The organism is Kineosporia sp. A_224 (assembly GCF_002198655.1).
In the GTDB taxonomy this organism is placed as follows: Bacteria; Actinomycetota; Actinomycetes; order Actinomycetales; family Kineosporiaceae; genus R-H-3.
The window spans coordinates 17,874-36,300 of record NZ_MWLN01000191.1 but is presented as its reverse complement, the minus strand read 5'-3'; the positions used below and the strand labels follow the sequence as shown (position 1 = coordinate 36,300).

Sequence of the window (18,427 nt, the reverse complement as noted above, 5' to 3'; positions counted from 1 at the left end):
CGCGGCGTCGCGCTGAGGCTGGCAGAGCCGCTCTGTTAGCGCAAACATCAGCCACGCCCTCGGTGTCGGGGCGCTGCGGTGCTGGAGCGCACCACGAGGGTCGGGGTGATGAGCTGCTTGTTCTCGACCACGAGAGAAGGGTCGGCGACGCGCTGGTCGAGCAGCGCGACGGCGACCTCGCCGAGCCGGCCGAAGTCCTGACGGACGGTGGTGAGGGCTGGCGTGTAGTACGCCGATTCCGGCGTGTCGTCGAAGCCGACGATGCTCACCTCGTCCGGGACTCGGAGGCCTCTCGCGTGGAAGGCGTGCAGCAGGCCCAGGGCGATCTGGTCGTTGGCCGCGAACACAGCCGTGACGTCGCCCTGCTCGACCAGGCGCACGCCTGCGGCGTACCCCGCCGCCGCCGACCAGTCCGTCTCGATCGGGGGTGGCGCCGCGAGCGCCGCGCTGGCGAGCTCGTCGCGCCAGCCCGCGACGCGCAAGCGGGACTCGATCCAGTCGTCCGGGCCGGCGACGTGGTGGACGGTCCGGTGCCCCAGGCCGAGGAGGTGCCGGGTGGCCAGACGGGCACCGTGCCCCTGGTCGATCCCGACGATCGGTGCCTCTCCCGGATGTCCCGCTTCCGCCACTACGACAGGGGTTGTGCCCTCCAGGTCCCGTAGCGCGCCGGCGGTGGCGACGAACGGCGCGATCACGACGAGGCCGTCGACCTGGTGGTCGTGCAGCGACAGGACGGCGTCGCGCAGCGCGTCGTGGTCCGGTCGTGCGATCGCCGCGATCGCCACGCCGTACCCGCGCTCGCGCGCTGCCCGCTCGATGCCCAGCAGCGTAGAGGCAGGCCCGTACTGGGCGGTGTCGAAGGTGACGACGCCGAGCGTCTGTGTGCGGCCGCCGGCGAGCCCTCGTGCGAGCGGGTTGGGTCGGTACCTCAGCTGCTGCATCGCGAGGCGCACCCGGTCGGCGGTCGGGCGACTGACCTTGCCCTGCTCGTTGATGAGGCGCGACACCGTCATTGCTGACACGCCGGCCAGACGGGCCACGTCGGCGAGCGTCGGGGGACGCCGGGGGCCGGCCGGATCCATGGCTCCTCCGTGTCATCCGTGGGCGTGCTGGCGACCGAAGGGTAGAGCACGCGTCTGCTGAGACGCGCGCCCGCACACAGTCTTCCGGTTCATATGATGTTTGCGCTAACCTCGCGACGTGGCCAGGGCGCGCGGCTTGGGGCGCGGCACACGGGACGCCGAGGTGCGGGTCGTGGCAGGGCCGGCCAGTCGTCTCGGCCCGCACCGTCCCTGCGGAGGACCGGACAAGGAGGTTCACGTGCGCGCGGTGACCATCGGCATCCACTTCGGCACGCTGTCGGGTCGTGCCGTCGTGGTGGACGTGGCCGACGGGTGCGAGCCCGGGAACGCAGTGCACGAGTCCGCATGCGGCGTCATCGACGACCTCCTCCCGACAGGTCGGGCGCTCCCGCCGCTGCGGGTGCCGCAGGACACGGCGGACTGGCGCCAGTGCTGGGCCCGCGCGGTGCCGGACGCGTTGCGCACGCGCGGGGTCGACGCCTCCGACGCCTCCGAGGTCGTCGGGGTGGGCGTCGACGCGACCGCGTGCACCGTCCTCCCCGGTCCGCGGACGGCACCCGAGGGTCTGCGCGACCGACTGCGCTGCAACGCGGCGTACCACCGACTGGGGCAAGGACTGTGACCATGACCCACTCAGACGTCCTCCCCGAGCTGGACCTGTCTGCGGTCGCCTGGAGCCGTCGTGGCTCCTACATGACGTTGTCGACGAACGTCGGCAAGCGCGATCACCCGGGCCGTGACCACGACATCGAGGCGGGGCTCTACCTGTGCGACGTCTCGGGTGCGCGGCTGTGGCGCTGGAACGGCGTGTTCCGCCTGCGCGGCCTCGTGGGCGACGTCGCGGTCGAGCCGACCATCGAGAGCGCTCGAGCGGATCTGTTGGTGCTCGGTGTCGGAGACGGTCGCATCGAGATCACGTGGGACGGCACGAACACGATGCGGATGCGCGCGCACGGCGCGGGTATCCGGCTCGAGCAGAGCGTCATCGACCCGCTGGACGCCGCCCTCGCTTTCCCGCGTTCGCCCGACTCGTGGCGACTGCAGATGGGCGAGGACGCGCACTACGTAGTCACGCGGATCTCGGGCGAGCTGAGTGTGGACGCCCCTCGTGTGCGCACCGGCGCCGCGGACACCCTCGACCGCAAGGTTGTCGATGCACGGCCCCACGCGCGAGGGACGGTCGAGATCGCGCTCACCCAGTACGAGGCCGGCTACGCGGCGCCGGAGGCGTGGCGGCCGTTCGACGAGTGCCGCGCCGACGTGGCCGCCGAGCTGATGTCGTGGCTGAGCCGGTTCGCCGCGGTCGACGACGAGTTCCGGCCCACCGCGCGCGCTGCCGCTGCGCTGCTCTGGTCCAACACCGTCGCACCCCGGGGGATCCAGACGCGTTCCGGCGTCCTCATGTCGAAGAACTGGATGAACGCGATCTGGTCGTGGGACAACTGCTTCGTCGCACTCGGTCTCGCCGTGGGCGACCCGGGGCTCGCCTGGGACCAGTTCCTCGTCGTGTTCGACCACCAGCACCGCGACGGAATGCTGCCCGACATCGTCCACGACAACGGACGCATGTGGGGGTTCTGCAAACCACCCGTGCACGGATGGACACTGCGGGCGCTGCTTGCTGCCGGCGCCGTGCCCGAGGATGGCCTCGAGCAGGTCTACCCGCCGCTCGTGGCCTGGACCGACTGGTGGTTCCGGTTCCGCGACGACGACGGCGACGGCCTGTGCGAGTACTTCCACGGCTGCGACAGCGGGCAGGACAACTCCGCAGCCTTCGACGCGGTCGGCTTCCCGGCGGCGGCGCCCGACCTCGCGGCCTACCTCGTGATTCAGATGGACGTGCTGGCCGACATCGCCGCACGGCTCGGTCGGCAGGAGGAGTCGCGCGCCTGGTCCGCGCGAGCGGATGCGCACCTCGACCTGTTCCTGGGCAGGCTCTGGGACGGCGACCGGTTCGTCGTGCGCCGCGGCGGCGACGACGTCACGGGGCGCAGCGGGATGAGCCAGCTCTTCGTGCTGCCCATGCTGCTCGGAGCGCGGCTCCCGGACGCGGTCCGGGAGTGCCTCGTATCGGAAACCCTCGCGAACCTCACCGAGCACGGCGTGGCGAGTGAGAGCCCCTCGAGCACGCTGTACGAGCCCGACGGTTACTGGCGCGGACCGATCTGGGCGCCGACGACCTACATCGTCACCGAAGGGCTGCGCGCGTGCGGACACCCGGACCTCGCGGACGATGTCGGGCTGCGGTTCCTGCGCACCTGCCGGGACGGGGGCTTCGCGGAGAACTTCGACGCGCTGAGCGGAGCGCCGCTGCGCGACGGCGGCTACAGCTGGACCGCCGCAGTAGCGCTCGTCCTCGCGGGCGAGTTCGCGCGGAGCCGTGGGGAGGTCGGATGAGCGACGAGACGGTGCTGGTCGGCTGCCGCAGTCTGGTGGCCGAGCTCGCGCGCGCCGACGGGTCCATCGTCGGGCTGTGCACCGCGGACGGGTCGTGGACCCTGCTCGGCGACGAGGCCCTCGGACTCGGGTTCGCGCTGCGCGTGCCGCTCGACGAGCGACGTCACAACGTCGCCGACTCACGGGCGCAGGATGCCCCCGTGTGGAGCGAGCTGCCTGACGGCGACGGCGTCCAGGCCGAGTGGCCCTCGCTCGTGTCCGAGCACGGTGGACGTCACAACATCGCGGTGCGCGTCTCCGTCCGAGCGATCGAGGACCGGCTGGTGCTGGGCATGGAGATCGACAACCAGTCGGACCTCGTCGTCGAGGACGTCCGGTTCCCCTGGCTCGGCGACGTCGCGCATCGCGATCCCGAGCGGCCCCTGTTCAGCGTCGCGCCGGGCTACGCCGACGCGCAGCGGCGTCCCTTCCGACCCACGTTCGTGGACTCCGTGCCCTACTTCGGGGTCGACACCCCGACGTGGCTCAACGGGCCGATGCGACAGCACGCGACGACACCGTCGACCCCCTTCGTCCTCGTCGAGGACGGTGAGCACGGCTTCTATCTCGGCGTCGACGAGAGCGCCGACGCGATCGTCGGGTGGGTGGCCGAGCTGCGACCCGGGTACGGCGACTCGCTGCGCATGCAGGTGCCCGCCGCGGACGTTGCGGCACCCGAACCCACGTGCCTCCGCGTCGCCGCCGTCCACGTCCCCTACCTGCAGCCGGGGGAGCGGACCCGTCTCACGCCGATCGCGCTCGCGTCCTTCGTCGGGGGCTGGCAGTCCGGCGCCGCGATGTACCGGGATCGTCGACGCTCGTGGTCCACGCCCGCGACCCCGCCGTCGTGGGCAGCGGAGCCGGACGCGTGGCTGCAGCTTCAGGTCAACTCGCCCGAGGACGAGCTGCGCCTGCCCTTCTCGCGCCTGCCGGAGGTCGCGGCGTCGTGCGCGGCTCACGGCGTCCGGACCATCCAGCTCGTCGGCTGGAACACCGGGGGGCAGGACCGCAACAACCCGGACCACACACCCGACGCGAGGCTCGGCGGTGCGCCGGCCCTGCGTGAGGCCATAGCGCGGTGCCACGAGCTGGACGTGCGTGTCGTGCTGTTCGCGAAGTTCACCTGGGCCGACCGCACCACTCGCCGCTATCGCGACGAGCTGGTGCACGAGGCGATCAAGGACCCGTACGGCGACCCGTATGTGTTCGAGGGCTTCATGTACAACACCGTCACCCAGATGCTCGGGATCAATCTGCGCGGACTCGTCCCGATGTGCTTCGGCTCGGAGACCTACCGAGCGATCTGCGAGCGCGACGTGGAGGGAATCGTGGACCTCGGCGCCGACGGGATGCTCTTCGACGAGTGCCTCCACCACGGGCAGGCGCTGCTGTGCTTCGACACGTCGCACGGGCACCGGCGCGCCGCTCCCGTGTTCGCGCACGACATCCCGCTCGCGCGTCGCTTCGCCGATCTGGCAGCCGCCCGGCGACGGGACTTCCTGCTGGCCGGGGAAGCCTGCTACGACACCGAGTTCGAGGCCTACCAGCTGAGCTACCACCGCAGCTTCGCCGTCGACCACGTGCCCCTGACCCGCTTCCTCCACCCGCACGCGGCGCTCATGACGGCGGTGATCGGCTTCGATGACCGCGACCTCGTCGGGCAGGCGCTGCTCTACCGCTACGTCCTGAGCTACGAGCCGTACCACTTCCAGGGGCGCCTAGAGGACTTCCCGCTCACCGTGGCGTACGGCCGAGCGATGGACGACCTCAGGACGAGGTGGCGACGCTGGTTCTGGGACGGCGAGTACCAGGACACCCTCGGCGCTCGCGTCGTCGACGTGGACGGGACGGCGCACCATCCGTACTCGGTGTTCCGGCCGGTCGACGAGGGTCCGCTCGGCGTCGCCGTCGCCAACTACGGCGAACGGCCGGTGCGCCTGTTGGTGCAGGTCGGCGACTGCGACCAGCCGCTCTCCTCGCACGTCGTGGACGGCGCGGGATGGGTCCGCGGAGAGCAGGACGGCACGGGGACGTGGATCGAGCTGCCGACCAGGTCCGCTGCGCTCGTCCTCCCCACGACGACCGTGGAGCGGCGGTCGTGACGGGCCGGGCGCCGGCCCGAGCAGTCCCGTGACCGCATCGTTACCTGGGGATCGGTCGAAGCTCTTGACTCTTTAAGTCATACATACGATGTTTACTCGTGCGAGGCGTGCGGGATCCCCAAGAGTGGGCACGGCACTCTCTGCATCTGCACCACCGGCCAGACGCAGTCCCTAGACTCGACGGTTGTTCTCCAGGCCTTCAGAAAGGTCCCGACATGGCATCCAGTCAGAGGCGCCGGTTCCTCGGCGCCGGTTCGGTCGGCCTCGCTGCCGCCCTCCTGCTCTCCGCGTGCGGCAGCGGATCCTCGACGTCGCCGTCGTCCAGCACCGGCTCCCCGTCGGCCGCGACCTCGAGCGCCCCCGCCGTCTCTGGCGCACTCACGATCTGGACCGAGGACTACTACGTCAAGATCTTCGAGCCGATCGTCAAGCCCTGGGCGGCGAAGAACGGCCTCACGGTCACCTTCGTCACGAAGGACTTCGGCCAGATGGGCGACCAGTTCGTGGCCGCCGTGCCGGCGGGCAAGGGCCCGGACATCTTCATCTCGCCGGCGAGCACGAACAAGCTCGTGAGCAACGGTGTCGTGGCGCCGGTCGAGCTCGGAGACACGGCGAACGCCTTCTCGAAGGAGTCGATCAGCGCGGTCTCCCAGGACGGCAAGATCTACGGGGTGCCGTTCACGGTGGAGAACCTCGCGATGTTCCGCAACACGGCGCTCGCCCCCACTGCACCCACGAGCTTCGACGACGCCTTCAAGACGGGGCAGGCCCTCGTCAAGGCCGGAAAGGCCAAGATCCCCTTCGCCGTGGGCCTGGACCCCAAGGGCGGCAACCCGTACATGCTGATGCCGCTGCAGTCGTCGTTCGGCAGCACCATCTTCGGCACCGACGCCAACGGCAACTTCAACCCCGACGACCTCACGATCGGCAACGAGCAGGGGCAGGCGTTCGCCAAGTGGCTCGCTGAAGCCGGGAAGTCAGGTGCGATCAGCAACAACACCACGCTCGATATCGCCCTGCAGACGTTCAAGGACGGCAAGACCCCGTACCTCATCACCGGTCCCTGGGACCTCGGCGGTATCAAGTCGTCCGGCGTCAAGTTCTCCATCGACCCGGTGCCGTCCGCCGGTGGCCAGGTCGCCGCTCCGTTCGTGGGCAACTACGCCGTGTACCAGAGTTCGCAGTCCAAGAACCCCCTGGCCGCGAGCCTGTTCCTGACCGACTTCATGACGCAGAAGGACACCCAGGTGGCCATCTGGAAGGAGGCCCAGAACCCGCCGGCTCTCACGGCCGCGCTCGACGAGGTCTCCGCCGACCCGAACATGAAGGCGTTCGGCGAGATCGGTGCGACCGCGGTCCTGTCGCCGAGCATCCCGGCGATGGACCAGGTGTGGGGCCCGTGGGGTCTTACACAGGTCGCTATCCTCAACGGCCAGGGCGACCCCGTGGCGCTGTGGAAGGCCATGGCGGCCAAGATCGAGGCGGCCATCACCAAGAGCGGCTGATCTGCGGCACCGGGCAGGGCGCCTTGCGAGGCGAGCCCTGCCCGGTGCTGTTCCACCGGCCGTCCGTCCACGTCCTCACCGGAGCGAGGGGTCCGAGCCATGGCGATCGCACCGCCGCCGCCGACCGAGTACAGCCCGCGCGACCGCGTCCGGCCCGACAGTACGAGAGCGCCGCTCGCCGTCATCGTCATCACGACCGTCCTGGTCGCCGTGGTCGACGCGTTCGGTGTCTTCCTCGTGCTCGCCTTCGCCCGGACCGACCAGAATGCCGGTGCCGTCATCGCCGCGCTGATCCTGGTCGCGATCAACGTGACGTACTTCCGCAAAGGCGGCCTCCCGGCCAAGTACCTGTTGCCGGGTCTCGTCTTCCTGCTCGTCTTCCAGCTGTTCGTGATCATCTACACGGTGTACGCGTCGTTCACCAACTACGGGTCCGGCCACAACATCGACAAGTCCGCGGCCGTCACTCAGATCCTCACCAACTCCGTCGACCGCGTACCCGGCTCCGCGGCCTACCCCGTGGCCGTGCTGAGCAAGGGGGGCACCCTCTACCTCCTCGCCACCGCACCGGACGGGACAGCGAAGATCGGCAGCGCCGGCAAGAGCCTCGAGACGGTGACCGACGCGACCTTCGACAACGGGAAGGCGGCGTCCGTACCCGGATACACCACGCTGACCCTGCCACAGCTTCTCGCCCAGCAGCAGACGGTCACCGCCCTCTCCGTACCTGTGTCGGCCGACCTCAACGAGGGGCTGCTCAAGACGGCTGACGCTCGCAACGCCTACGTGTACCGGAGTCGGCTCGTCTACTCCGAGCAGGACGGCACCATGACCGACTCCAAGACGGGTGTGGTCTACGCCGACAACGGCAAGGGGAACTTCGCGAACGGGAAGGGGAAGGTGCTCGAGCCCGGCTGGAAGGCAGGCGTGGGGCTCAGCAACTACGCGACGGCGTTCGGTGCCAGCGGTGACACGCAGATCCTCGGGGTCATCGCCTGGACCTTCATGTTCGCTCTGCTGTCGGTCTTCCTGTCCTTCGCCCTGGGAACCTTCCTCGCTGTCACGTTCAACGAGCCGAAGATGCGCGGGCGGCAGATCTACCGCGTGATCATGATTCTTCCCTATGCGTTCCCGGTGTTCCTGTCCGGTCTCATCTGGTCGGGACTGCTCAACACGCAGTTCGGGTACGTGAACCAGGTCCTGCTCGGCGGCGCACAGATCCCGTGGCTGACCGACCCTCTTCTGGCCCGTCTGAGCGTCGTCCTCGTCAGCGTGTGGTTCGGGTTCCCCTACTTCTTCCTGGTGTCCACCGGCGCGCTGCAGGCCATCCCGGAGGACATCCAGCAGGCCGCCCGCGTCGACGGCGCCACGGCCTGGCAGCTGTTCCGCCGGATCAAGCTGCCCCTGCTGCTCGTGTCGACGTCGCCACTGCTCATCGCGGCGTTCGCCTTCAGTTTCAACGACTTCAACACCATCTTCATGCTGACCGGCGGCGGCCCGACCGACCCCACGTCGCGGATCAACGCGGGTGGGACGGACATCCTCATCACCGTGGTCTACAAGCTGGCTTTCGTCGGCGGGTCCAAGGACTACGGGCTGGCGAGTGCCTTCGCCGTGATCATCTTCTTCATCGTCTCAACGATCTCGATCGTGCTGTTCCGCCGGACGAAGTCGCTCGAGGAGGTCTACTGATGGCGACGTACCCGATCGCGAGGACGGTCCCCGTGGAGCCCGCGGCGCAGGCGACCACGGCTCGTCGTCGTCGCGGGTTCGGTCGTTGGTTCATGGCCACCGGATGGCGCCATGTCGTCGGCATCGTCACCTCAGCCATCGCTGTGTTCCCGTTGCTCTACGTCGTGTCGACGTCGTTCGCCACGAGCGGCACCCTCACAGGATCCAACCAGCTGTTCCGCAGCTTCACGCTCGACAACTACGTGAAGCTCGTCAGTGACCCTGGGCGCCCGTTCGTACGGTGGTGGTTCAACACGATGTTCGTCAGCCTGTTCACCGCGGTGGCCTCGGTGTTCCTCTGCACGCTGGCGGCGTACGCCTTCTCTCGCCTGCGGTTCTCGGGCCGGCGCATCGGCCTCGGCACTCTCGTGATCACGCAGATGTTCCCCCAGTTCCTGGGGGTCGTGGCCATCTTCCTGCTGCTGGTCTCGATCGGGAACGCCGTGCCCTCGCTCGGGCTCGACACGCTCCCGGGCCTCGTCCTCGTGTATCTCGGCGGTGCGCTCGGGGTGAACACGTACCTGATGTACGGGTACTTCAACACGATTCCTCGAGAGCTGGACGAGGCCGCCAAGATCGACGGCGCCGGTCACGCCCGCATCTTCTTCACCATCATCCTGCGCCTCGTCGGGCCGATCCTCGTCGTCATCGGGATGCTGGTCTACATCGGTGTCGCGGGCGACTTCGTCATCGCGTCGGTCGTGCTCAGCGACCCCCGGTCCCAGACCGCGGCCGTCGGTCTCTTCGGCATGATCTCGCTGTTCCGCAACGACAACTGGGGCACCTTCTGCGCCGGCGCGGTCCTCACCGCCCTGCCCGTGATGATCCTTTTCCTGTACACGCAGAAGTACATCGTCACCGGTCTGTTCGCCGGCAGCGGCAAATAGCGCTCAGCGTGCCCGTCGACGCTTGCTCGCACCCGTGCCTGTGCCGTTCGAGGCGGTGAGCACACGGTCGAGGCGGTCCTCGGCCCAGCGGATGTGGTCGAGCATGGCCACCCGGGCCCGCTCCGGGTCGCGGTCGACGATAGCGAGGAACACCGCGTTGTGCTGGCGGTGCGTCTCCTTGGTGCTGGCGCCGGGGATCTTGCCGGTGAGCTCGCGCTGGATCGCGACAGGGTGCTCGAGGAAGCGTGTGACGTCCCGCAGAAGGCTGTTACGACCCAGCTCCGCCACCCGCGCGTGGAACTCGGCGTCGAGACGCATGTAGGCCTTGGTGTCTCTCTGTGCCGCTGCAAGAGTGCTCATGAACTGGGTCAGGTCCGCGAGCTCATCGTCCTCGGCGAGCTCGGCGGCACGGGCCGCGAGCTCGGGCTCGATCGAGCGGCGCAGGACGAGCACCTCGCGCAGGACGGTCGACCTGTCCCCGTGCTCGAGGCGGGCGGCGAGCACGTCCGGGTCGAACGTGCGCCACTCTGACGGGTCGAGCACGCGCGTCCCGAGCCCCCGGCGACTGAGCAGGAGGCCTTTGTCTGCGAGCACCTTCGTACCCTCGCGGACGACGGTGCGGCTGACGCCGAACTCCTCGCCCAGCTGCGTCTCGGTGGGGATCAGTGAGCCGGCCGGGTAGCGGCCGGACACGATGCGGACGATGAGCTCCTGGGCGAACGGCATCCACATCGAGTCGTGGTTCGGCACGGTCGCTCCTTCCTCGCTCCAGTCCCCGTGCGCAGGCTATCGGCCGGACGGCCGGCGGTGGGTGAGGGCGGCGATGCCGGCGCGGGACGCGCCAGGTCAGGCGCCGGCAACGCGGTCAGGTGCCGTGCGTGGTGAGCCGGGTGGTGATGCCCCGACGGGTCCGGATGTCGGGCTGCAGCGCCGTTCCCAGACCCTGGCCCTCCGGAGGGCGGATGCGCCCGTTGGCCACCGGCGGGAGCTCGGTGACGAACTCCTGGTACCACGTGCGCAGGCTCGCCCTGACTGTCTCCTGCACGAGCACGTTGGGCACGCTCACCGCTAGGTGGGTAGCGGCAACGAGCGCCACGGGACCGGTGCAGTCGTGCGGAGCCACCGCCCGGCCGTGTGCGTCCGCGAGCGCGGCGATGCGCAACGCGTGAGTGATGCCGCCGCACCAGACGACGTCCACCGTGGCGACGTCGATCGACCGAGCAGCCAGGAGCGGCACATAGCCCGCCACGGCGGCCACTGTCTCGCCTGCGGCAATCATCGTGCCGGTGCGCTCCGCGGCCACGTGTACCTCGTGCAGAGCCCCCAGCAGGTCCGAGCGCACCGGGTCCTCGACCCAGAACGGGGAGTAGGGCTCAAGGGCACGCACGATCGAGGCCGCGGCGGGTGCGCTCCACAGAGCGTGAAGCTCGATCATGACGTCCATCCGGTCCCCGACGGCCGCACGAATCTTGCGGATCGGGTCCAGACCGGCCTGCATCTGCTCGCGGGTGATGCTCATGCCCTGCGACGCCTCCGCGAACGCGTCGAAGGGCCAGATCTTCATGCCGGTGATGCCCTCGGACAGCAGCTCCTCCGCAAGGCCGCCGGCGTCGGACATGAAGCGATCGAGGTCCTCCCACCGACCGTCGACGCCTCGGCCGTAGTTCTGTGTGGCCTGGCCGTCGCGTCGCACGTAGTGGGTCCCGGCGCAGGTGTTGTAGACACCGATCGAATCGCGGGTCCGCCCACCCATGAGGTCGTGCAGCGGGAGCCCCGCGCGCTGCCCGGAGAGATCCCACAGCGCGACGTCCACCGCTGACCGCGCGCGCGTCTCGACGCCGCTACCGGCATACCCGACGTACCCCTCGAGCGACCGGTTGATCGCCACGATGCGGCGCGGGTCCTGGCCGACGAGCAGGGGCGCGGCTACGGAGTGGAGGTAGGACTCCACGGCCTCGGCACCGTAGAACGTCTCGCCGAGCCCGACCAGCCCCTCACTGTGGACGAGGACGAAGAGCAGGTTCGGGAAGCCCTCGTGCCGGACGGTCTCGATCGCGTCGATCTTCATCGGGACTGGCCCCTTCCGCCCGTGTAGGTAAGGAGGGCGTCTGCCACGATCTGCTCGAGGGCGACGTTCGGTCCGTACGTGCGCCGTAGGACGTGGTCGACGAGGTCGTCGAGGCGTGCATCGAGGTCATCGCCGTAGGTGCTCTCGGCGACGCGGATGTGGCGGGTCATCGCCTCGGCCGCGCCCTCCGCGTCCCGGCTCTCCAGGGCGTGGAGAACGGCATGGTGGAGGGGGGCGCCGCGGTGCACCGTGCTGGCGTCGGCGAGCGACCGCAGCATCTGCTCGAACACCAACGTGCTGATCGACTCGAACATCGTGGACAGCACCGGGTTGTGCGAGGCCCGCGCGACCAGCGAGTGGAACGCGATGTCGGCCAGTGCCTTCGCCACGAGGCTGTCCGCGGCCTCGAAGTCCGTGAGTGCCCGGCGGATCGCGTCGAGGTCGTCCTGCGTCGCGCGTCGTGCCGCGAGGGCGCAAGCCTGTGCCTCCAAGGTCGCCCTGGCCTCCACGAGGTGTCGGGCCGTTGGGTTGCCGGCGGCGAAGACGTCGCGCATGGCGCGCGCGGCGTCGGCGGCGCTGGGATCCCGTGCGTAGGCGCCCTTGCCCGGGACGACCTCGAGCAGGCCACGCTGCTCAAGACCTCGGAGAGCTTCCCGCACGAGCGACCGCGAGACGCCGAGGGATTCGGCCAAGGATCGCTCGGACGGCAGCGGTTCGCTCGTTCGCTGCGATGCCGGCAGGAACGCGCTCTCGATGTGGTCGGCCAGGGAGTCGCGGGTCCACAGGCGCGTCGGTTCAGTGGCGGTCGGCATCGGGGACCTCCTCCGGGTCCATCGGGTAGAGGCTGGCGCCGCCGTCGACGACCAGGGTGGATCCGGTCATGTAGGCGGAGAGTGGCGAGCACAAGAAGGTGAGCGCGTCGCCCACCGACTCCGCAGACTGCAGCTCCCCCAGGGGCACCGCGCGCCGGGCACGGCGTTGGTAGTCGGGGTCGGTGTCCCACTGGTGCTTGGCCATACCCACCTGGACGATCCCGGGCGCGAGGATGTTGGCGCGGATCCCGTCCGCGGCGAACTCGCGTGCGAAGGATCGGGCGACGGAACGCACCGCCGCCTTGCTGGCGGCGTACGGTGCGATACCCGGCCAGGGAACGTCCTGGACCCATGAGCTGATGAACACCAGGTGGCCGGGGATGCCGTTCTCCCGCCAGCGCCGGACGCTGGCCTGGGCGGTGAGGATGGAGGCGAGCACATTGGTGTCGAAGGTGGCGCGCATGTCGTCGGCGGTCTGCTCGAGCAGTCCGCCGGTGCGCACGATGCCCGCCAGCAGCACGACGTCGGTGAGCTTTCCCACCGCGTCCTCCGCCGCGGCCACCACCGTGGCTGCGCCGTCGGCGGTCGTGCCGTTCCCCTGCACGTAGTGGATGCGGCCGTCGTCGATCCGCACCGCCGCGTCGCCAGGGGCGAGCAGATCGTTGACGACCACCTGTGCTCCGGCGTCGGCCAGTCGGCGCGACGCCACCGAGCCGATGGCGCCGGCGCCCCCCGTCACGAGAATGCGGCGTCCCTCCGAGATCACAGCTGCTCCTGGGCTTGTGCTGGAGGACGCCTTGACACGTCCCGCGGGCGACGACCAAAGTACACACGTATCACCGGTCAGACCAGTACTATGTCATACACAGGAGGCACCGTGGGTGCGGACCAGCCCAGCCGTGCGAACGTGGCGCTGACCAGCGAGTTCAGCGATCTCGTCGTGGAAATCGACCCCGTCGACGGCTCGCCGGTCGCGCTGGTCCGCGGCGATCAGCGACTGCCGCTCGAAACCCGCGTCACGCTCGTCACGGGGGGCACCGAGGCTCGCGCGCCCCAGGGTGGTCTGGACTACCTCGGAACCGTCGAGGTCGCCCTCGCGGCGGGCGCCGTCTACGACCGCGAACACCTTCACCTCGACTCGCGGACGCACTCGATCGACGTCGCGACGACCAGCCACGACTGGCGAGTTGTCTGGCACTACGACATGCGTCAGGCGACGCCTGCGCTGGCATTGCGCCTCGAGGTCGTCTGCCTGCGCGCTGGCGCGGTACTTCGCAACGTCCGGGTCGAGATGACAGTGCGCGTCGGCGAGGTCGATGGCTGGAGACTGCAGGCGCCCGGGAGCAAGGTGCGCGCGGACCTCGACCTCCGTGACCTCGCCTACGTCACGACGGTGCAGACGGTGGCAGGAGTGGAGTCGTCTTCGGGTCTGGTGGTGATCGAGCGGGCCGAGGAGCCACTGTCGTTCCTCATGTGGCCGCTGTCGCTCTCGAACTACGGCGAGATCGCGCTCGGGCCCACCGCGGGCGGGGCATTGATGCAGTGGACGACCGATGTGGCGGGCGCGCCCACTGCCGGAGGGTCGCTCGTGGCCGGCCCGCTCATGCTCGACGTGGTACCCGAGCCGTTCGACGACGTCCTCTCCACCGTGCCCTCGATGCTCGCCGATTCGGGGATCGCCGGTCCCGACGATCCCCCGTCGTGGGCCGCGGAGGTGAACCTCTACGAGGTGCAGATCGGCTTCGGTGTCTTCCGAGGGGGCTGGAGGTACGAGCCGTACCCGACGCCGCAGCACCTGCTCGACGACCTCGACCGCATCGTCGGACTCGGGTACAACTGCTTGCAGATCATGCCGCAGCAGCCCTACCCCAGCTACAACGTCCACGACTACGACGACATCAGCACGAGCTGGTGCGACGAGGCGATGCTGCGCCGCATCGTCGACGGCTGTCACGCGCGCGGCATGCGGATCATCCTCGACATCCTGATGCACGGCGTCATCGACAACGAGGCCATGGACGCCGCCGTCGCTGCGATCGACGCCGGCCCGTACGTCGCCCGGCTCGAAGAGACGACCCCTGACGTCACGACCCTCGAGCGTGACGAGATGCACTACTACTTCGTCGCCTGGAGCCGGCACGTCAAGGACTTCGAGCCCTTCTGGCGTGCCGGCTCGCCGAACAGGCACCCACTCGTGGATGAGCATCCGGAGTGGTTCACCCGGGACTCGGCGGGGGCGATCACCGGCGTCTACACGCAGGCGTTCGACCTGGCACACCCGGGCTGGCAGGACTACTTCGTCGAGAAGGCCGTGGGCATCATGCAGCGGCTGGGCATCGACGGGTACCGGTTCGACGCTCCTTCTTACAACTACTTCATGAACTGGTCGGAGCGGACCCGTACCGACGCATCGGTGTCGATGCTCGGATGCCTGCCGATGTTCGCGAAGCTGCGTTCGGCCATGCGTGCCGCCAATCCGGAGTCCTTGCTCTACACCGAGCCGTCGGGCGCCCTCTACCGAGTATCGATGGATCTGGCCTACAACTACGACGAGCAGTTCCTCGTGCCTGCTGTCGTCCAACGCGGAGCCGGGAAGTCGCACTGGATCCGAAACGCCCGAGAGCTCGGACGCTGGCTCGAGGTGCGCGACGCGACTCTTCCGCGGGGCTCGCTGACCGCCCATCACCTGGACAGCCACGACACGTTCTGGTGGCCCGAACCCGGGCAGAAGTGGCGTCGGGAGCAGTTCGGTCTGCCTGCCACCGCAGCGCTGATGGCGGTCTTCTGCCTCAGCGGCGGGCCGTACATGACCTATGTCGGCGGCGAGGTGGGCATCGAGGACGAGGTGGCCGCCACCGCCAGGATCCGCAGGGAGCACCGCAACTTCGCTCGAGGACGTTCGGACTACAGGTCCGCGACGGCCGGGCACGACGACGTGTACGCCGTCATCCGGGAGTCGGAGGACGGCCGCGGGCTGCTGCTGGTCAATCTCAGCGACGAGCGGGTTGTCTCGACCGTGGTGGTGAGGTCGCCCGACGCGATCGCCGCACAGGTCGTCACGGCGGACCTCATGGGCGGCAAGGCCCTGGCGTGGGCGCGAGGCCCCGGCGGCCTCTGGGCGGCGGAGATCGTTCTCGATGGCTACCAGGTGGCGGCTTTCGACCTGAAGCACCTGTCCTAGCAGTCGTCGGCCCTCGCGCGGGAGATCGAACATGAAGCTCGGCCACGTCGGAGAACCGGGCGCGGAGTCGCCGGTCGCATTCGTCGGTCCCGACACCGTCGTCGACCTGTCGGCGGTCACGTCGTCGGTCGATGGCCGCTTCCTGGCCTCCGGTGGCCTGGTCCGGGCGGCGGAGGCGATCGGTCACCTGGAGCCCGAGCCGCTGGGCGGTCGGCGGATCGGCGCTCCGATCGCCCGTCCGCACCAGATCCTGTGCATCGGGCTGAACTACAGCGACCACGCGGCGGAGACGGGGCAGGAGGTGCCGGCGGAGCCGATCGTGTTCACCAAGGCGCCCAATACCCTGATCGGCCCGGACGATGCCGTGCGGATCCCGCGTGGCGGTACCAAGACCGACTGGGAGGTCGAGCTCGGGATCGTGATCGGCCGCCGCACCAGTTACCTGGGCTCGCCGGAAGAGGCGGCGGACGCGATCGCAGGGTTCTGCGTGGTGAACGATGTCAGCGAGCGCGCCTTCCAGCTCGAGCGCGGTGGGCAGTGGAGCAAAGGGAAGTCCGCCGAGACGTTCAACCCGGTCGGGCCCTGGTTGGTCACGCCCGACGAGATCCCGGACGTGCGCTGCCTCGGGATGTGGCTGGAGGTCAACGGCGTGCGCCGCCAGAGCGGGTCGACGTCCAAGATGATCTTCGATCCCTACGTCATCGTGCACTACCTGTCGCAGTTCTTCGTCCTGGAGCCGGGCGATCTCATCAACACCGGTACGCCGCCCGGTGTCGGCATGGGCCTGCGGCCGCCGGTATTCCTGCGGGCCGGCGACGTCATGGAGCTGGGAATCCAGGGGCTCGGCTCGCAGCGGCAGACCGTGGTCGGTCCACGTGCTTAGGAAGCCTGCTGCACGCGCCGGGGTCCGGCTCACCCGCGTCGTCCAGGCTGAGCTGCTGGCTCGCCAGGGGAGCGCAGGATGACCTGCGTCGCCCACGCGTGGCGTGCAGGTTGTCGGGCAGGGACGCCTGGAAATGGCTGAGGGGAGGGCTGGATGACGGCCGACGAAGAGTCGCGTCCCGTGACGGCGGTGGTGGTCGGTGCTGGTGTGAGAGGAAGGCTCTACGCCGACTTCGCGCTCCGCCATTCGCATCTGCTCCGAGTCGTTGCAGTCGCGGAGCCGGTCCAGCATCTCCGCGACGCGCTGGCCGACGAGCACGGCGTGGCAGTCGAGCTGCGCTTCACGGACTGGCAGGCGGTGGTGCGGGTGTGAACCCTTCACTATCAACGTCGCAACGATCACCTGAATCCCGCCGTCACCTTGATCCGGCAACTTACCGTTCCATGTCGTGCGCCCCCGAACACTGCTCCGGATCCGATGGAGCGCCGGAGATGCTCTGCCGTTCGGATGGGCGCCGGCGTAGCGGGAGCGATCTTCCGACACATCGTCGGACGATCGTTTTCGGGCGGGTCCGAACGATCAGGTGCATCGCTGCTGATCAGGGGCCTGTCGCTCTCTCACGTCTGGGCGCGGCGACCTGGCACTTGGGCAGACAATGGGCAAGTCTTGGGCGTTCGGAGGCTCTCGGGTGTCCGGCGGACCACGGCTGTCATCGGGCGTCGCGGACACCGCACAACGACGAAGGGCCTTTGAACTGGAGGAATCGGTTGCGTTTCCCCAGTTCAGAGGCCCTTTTCGGTGGCCAGGGGCGGGGTCGAACCGCCGACCTTCCGATTTTCAGAAGACCACCCGGACTACGTGAACCGGGGTCTGACCTGGGGTGATAGGTACTGGGGTCGTTCCTCGGGAGGTTCTGGGCGGGTCCTGGGCGAGAATGACCGCAACCAACTGGAGGTATTCGAAGACATCCGGACTGAGCGGTGGCACCACAGGGCTGCCGAGGAGCGAGCCAGTACCTGAGCCGACGGTGCCGCCCGGTCATCCGGCGTCGGACCAGGGTCCGAAGGCTAGTCGCGGGCCGGCGGGGCGTCTCTGGCCGCCAGCAGCATGGTCCGCAAAGCGTCGACCGACCTCCGGGTGTTCTCGGGAGAGGCGACCGAGATCTGCTGGAAGACGAGGCCGTCGAGCGCGGCATAGGCGACGTCGGCGAGTGCGGGGTCCTGGATCCCGAGCCGGGCAAGCTCGCGGCGCGCTGCACCGCGGTAGTAGTCGTAGAGCTCCTCGACGTAAGGCCGCAGCTCGGGGCGGCGGCGGGACTCGAGGATGAGCTCGTACTGGAACGCTTGGACGTCGGGCTCCCTGTCGACGAACTCGGGCAGGTCGCGGGCGAAGTCGTCGATCTGCCCGGTGCCGGACTCCAGTGAGCTGGTCTCGACGCTGAGCTGGAGGCTGTAGCGGAGGGCTTCCTCGAGCAGGGTGTCGCGTGAGCCGAAGTGGTGAGCGACGAGGCCGTGCGTGACGCCCGCCTCGCGGGCGACCGCCCGGTAAGTGAGGTTGCGCAGCCCGGACGTCGCGACGACTCGGATGGCGGCACGCAGGAGCGCCTCGCGGCCCTCGCCGTAGCGGGGCCGGTCTCGGCCCTCGCCGTCCTCGGCTGTCAGGCCGGTGCCGACGGGCTCTGCGGTCACGGTGCTCCTCCCTGTCGGACCCCATTGTGCTCAGGGCCCGTGTGTCTCCCAC

The 18,427-nt window shown here is 69.2% G+C and carries 15 protein-coding genes; 9 read left to right on the top strand and 6 right to left on the bottom strand.

Going from position 1 to position 18,427, the window contains the following annotated elements; all coding sequences use genetic code 11:
* Positions 1–47: 47 nt before the first annotated feature.
* The gene (locus tag EDJALFJO_RS20485) at positions 48–1,082 is read right to left on the bottom strand and encodes a LacI family DNA-binding transcriptional regulator (RefSeq protein ID WP_088288166.1); all 1,035 of its coding nucleotides are present in this window, start codon (positions 1,080–1,082) and stop codon (positions 48–50) included.
* Positions 1,083–1,320: 238 nt separating this feature from the next.
* Between EDJALFJO_RS20485 and EDJALFJO_RS20480 the strand changes: the two genes are divergently transcribed.
* The 6 genes from EDJALFJO_RS20480 to EDJALFJO_RS20455 all read left to right on the top strand — a co-directional run bounded on the left by EDJALFJO_RS20480 (position 1,321) and on the right by EDJALFJO_RS20455 (position 9,743).
* Positions 1,321–1,704 carry a hypothetical protein gene (locus EDJALFJO_RS20480; RefSeq protein ID WP_088288165.1) on the top strand — a complete coding sequence of 128 codons (384 nt, stop codon included), beginning with the start codon at positions 1,321–1,323 and terminating at the stop codon, positions 1,702–1,704.
* 2 nt (positions 1,705–1,706) lie between these two features.
* Entirely contained in the window at positions 1,707–3,479 is a 1,773-nt protein-coding gene (locus tag EDJALFJO_RS20475) for an amylo-alpha-1,6-glucosidase (protein WP_088288164.1), read from the top strand.
* The gene (locus EDJALFJO_RS20470; protein ID WP_088288163.1) at positions 3,476–5,620 is read left to right on the top strand and encodes a DUF6259 domain-containing protein; all 2,145 of its coding nucleotides are present in this window, start codon (positions 3,476–3,478) and stop codon (positions 5,618–5,620) included. The genes EDJALFJO_RS20475 and EDJALFJO_RS20470 overlap by 4 nt, the downstream gene beginning before the upstream one ends.
* A 215-nt stretch (positions 5,621–5,835) precedes the next feature.
* Entirely contained in the window at positions 5,836–7,125 is a 1,290-nt protein-coding gene (locus EDJALFJO_RS20465; RefSeq protein ID WP_088288162.1) for an extracellular solute-binding protein, read from the top strand.
* Positions 7,126–7,335: 210 nt separating this feature from the next.
* The gene (locus tag EDJALFJO_RS20460) at positions 7,336–8,817 is read left to right on the top strand and encodes an ABC transporter permease subunit (protein ID WP_158220502.1); all 1,482 of its coding nucleotides are present in this window, start codon (positions 7,336–7,338) and stop codon (positions 8,815–8,817) included.
* On the top strand, positions 8,817–9,743 hold the full coding sequence (locus tag EDJALFJO_RS20455) for a sugar ABC transporter permease (protein WP_088288160.1): 927 nt from the start codon (positions 8,817–8,819) through the stop codon (positions 9,741–9,743). The genes EDJALFJO_RS20460 and EDJALFJO_RS20455 overlap by 1 nt, the downstream gene beginning before the upstream one ends.
* Before the next feature lie 3 nt (positions 9,744–9,746).
* On the opposite strand, the gene EDJALFJO_RS20450 is transcribed toward EDJALFJO_RS20455, so the two are convergent.
* From EDJALFJO_RS20450 to EDJALFJO_RS20435, 4 genes are all read right to left on the bottom strand, one after another.
* Positions 9,747–10,493 (bottom strand): FadR/GntR family transcriptional regulator, encoded by a 747-nt coding sequence (locus tag EDJALFJO_RS20450; protein WP_088288159.1) that lies wholly within the window; start codon positions 10,491–10,493, stop codon positions 9,747–9,749.
* A gap of 115 nt (positions 10,494–10,608) precedes the next feature.
* A complete protein-coding gene (locus EDJALFJO_RS20445) occupies positions 10,609–11,811 on the bottom strand; it encodes a mandelate racemase/muconate lactonizing enzyme family protein (RefSeq protein WP_088288158.1) in 1,203 nt (400 codons plus the stop codon).
* Positions 11,808–12,623, bottom strand: coding sequence for a FadR/GntR family transcriptional regulator (locus EDJALFJO_RS20440; protein ID WP_088288157.1), 816 nt, complete (start codon positions 12,621–12,623; stop codon positions 11,808–11,810). The genes EDJALFJO_RS20445 and EDJALFJO_RS20440 overlap by 4 nt, the downstream gene beginning before the upstream one ends.
* Positions 12,607–13,389: an SDR family NAD(P)-dependent oxidoreductase gene (locus EDJALFJO_RS20435; protein ID WP_088288156.1), complete on the bottom strand. Its 783-nt coding sequence runs from the start codon at positions 13,387–13,389 to the stop codon at positions 12,607–12,609. Before EDJALFJO_RS20435 ends, EDJALFJO_RS20440 begins: the two co-directional genes overlap by 17 nt.
* 111 nt (positions 13,390–13,500) lie before the next feature.
* Here EDJALFJO_RS20435 and EDJALFJO_RS20430 point away from each other — a divergent pair, with 111 nt between their 5' ends.
* From EDJALFJO_RS20430 to EDJALFJO_RS20420, 3 genes are all read left to right on the top strand, one after another.
* Positions 13,501–15,804 (top strand): alpha-amylase family glycosyl hydrolase, encoded by a 2,304-nt coding sequence (locus EDJALFJO_RS20430; protein ID WP_088288155.1) that lies wholly within the window; start codon positions 13,501–13,503, stop codon positions 15,802–15,804.
* 31 nt (positions 15,805–15,835) lie between these two features.
* A complete protein-coding gene (locus EDJALFJO_RS20425) occupies positions 15,836–16,687 on the top strand; it encodes a fumarylacetoacetate hydrolase family protein (protein ID WP_088288154.1) in 852 nt (283 codons plus the stop codon).
* A gap of 153 nt (positions 16,688–16,840) precedes the next feature.
* Entirely contained in the window at positions 16,841–17,059 is a 219-nt protein-coding gene (locus EDJALFJO_RS20420; RefSeq protein WP_088288153.1) for a hypothetical protein, read from the top strand.
* Positions 17,060–17,754: 695 nt separating this feature from the next.
* On the opposite strand, the gene EDJALFJO_RS20415 is transcribed toward EDJALFJO_RS20420, so the two are convergent.
* Complete coding sequence (locus EDJALFJO_RS20415) at positions 17,755–18,375, bottom strand: TetR/AcrR family transcriptional regulator (protein WP_198950492.1); 621 nt, start codon at positions 18,373–18,375, stop codon at positions 17,755–17,757.
* Between the last annotated feature and the right edge of the window lie 52 nt (positions 18,376–18,427).

What these genes read in the sequence shown, in the direction of transcription:
- EDJALFJO_RS20485 (WP_088288166.1), bottom strand. Translation starts at nt 1,082, where the DNA reads ATGGATCCGGCCGGCCCCCGGCGTCCCCCGACGCTCGCCGACGTGGCC.
- EDJALFJO_RS20420 (WP_088288153.1), top strand. Translation starts at nt 16,841, where the DNA reads ATGACGGCCGACGAAGAGTCGCGTCCCGTGACGGCGGTGGTGGTCGGT.
- EDJALFJO_RS20455 (WP_088288160.1), top strand. Translation starts at nt 8,817, where the DNA reads ATGGCGACGTACCCGATCGCGAGGACGGTCCCCGTGGAGCCCGCGGCG.
- EDJALFJO_RS20445 (WP_088288158.1), bottom strand. Translation starts at nt 11,811, where the DNA reads ATGAAGATCGACGCGATCGAGACCGTCCGGCACGAGGGCTTCCCGAAC.
- EDJALFJO_RS20465 (WP_088288162.1), top strand. Translation starts at nt 5,836, where the DNA reads ATGGCATCCAGTCAGAGGCGCCGGTTCCTCGGCGCCGGTTCGGTCGGC.
- EDJALFJO_RS20470 (WP_088288163.1), top strand. Translation starts at nt 3,476, where the DNA reads ATGAGCGACGAGACGGTGCTGGTCGGCTGCCGCAGTCTGGTGGCCGAG.
- EDJALFJO_RS20440 (WP_088288157.1), bottom strand. Translation starts at nt 12,623, where the DNA reads ATGCCGACCGCCACTGAACCGACGCGCCTGTGGACCCGCGACTCCCTG.
- EDJALFJO_RS20425 (WP_088288154.1), top strand. Translation starts at nt 15,836, where the DNA reads ATGAAGCTCGGCCACGTCGGAGAACCGGGCGCGGAGTCGCCGGTCGCA.
- EDJALFJO_RS20475 (WP_088288164.1), top strand. Translation starts at nt 1,707, where the DNA reads ATGACCCACTCAGACGTCCTCCCCGAGCTGGACCTGTCTGCGGTCGCC.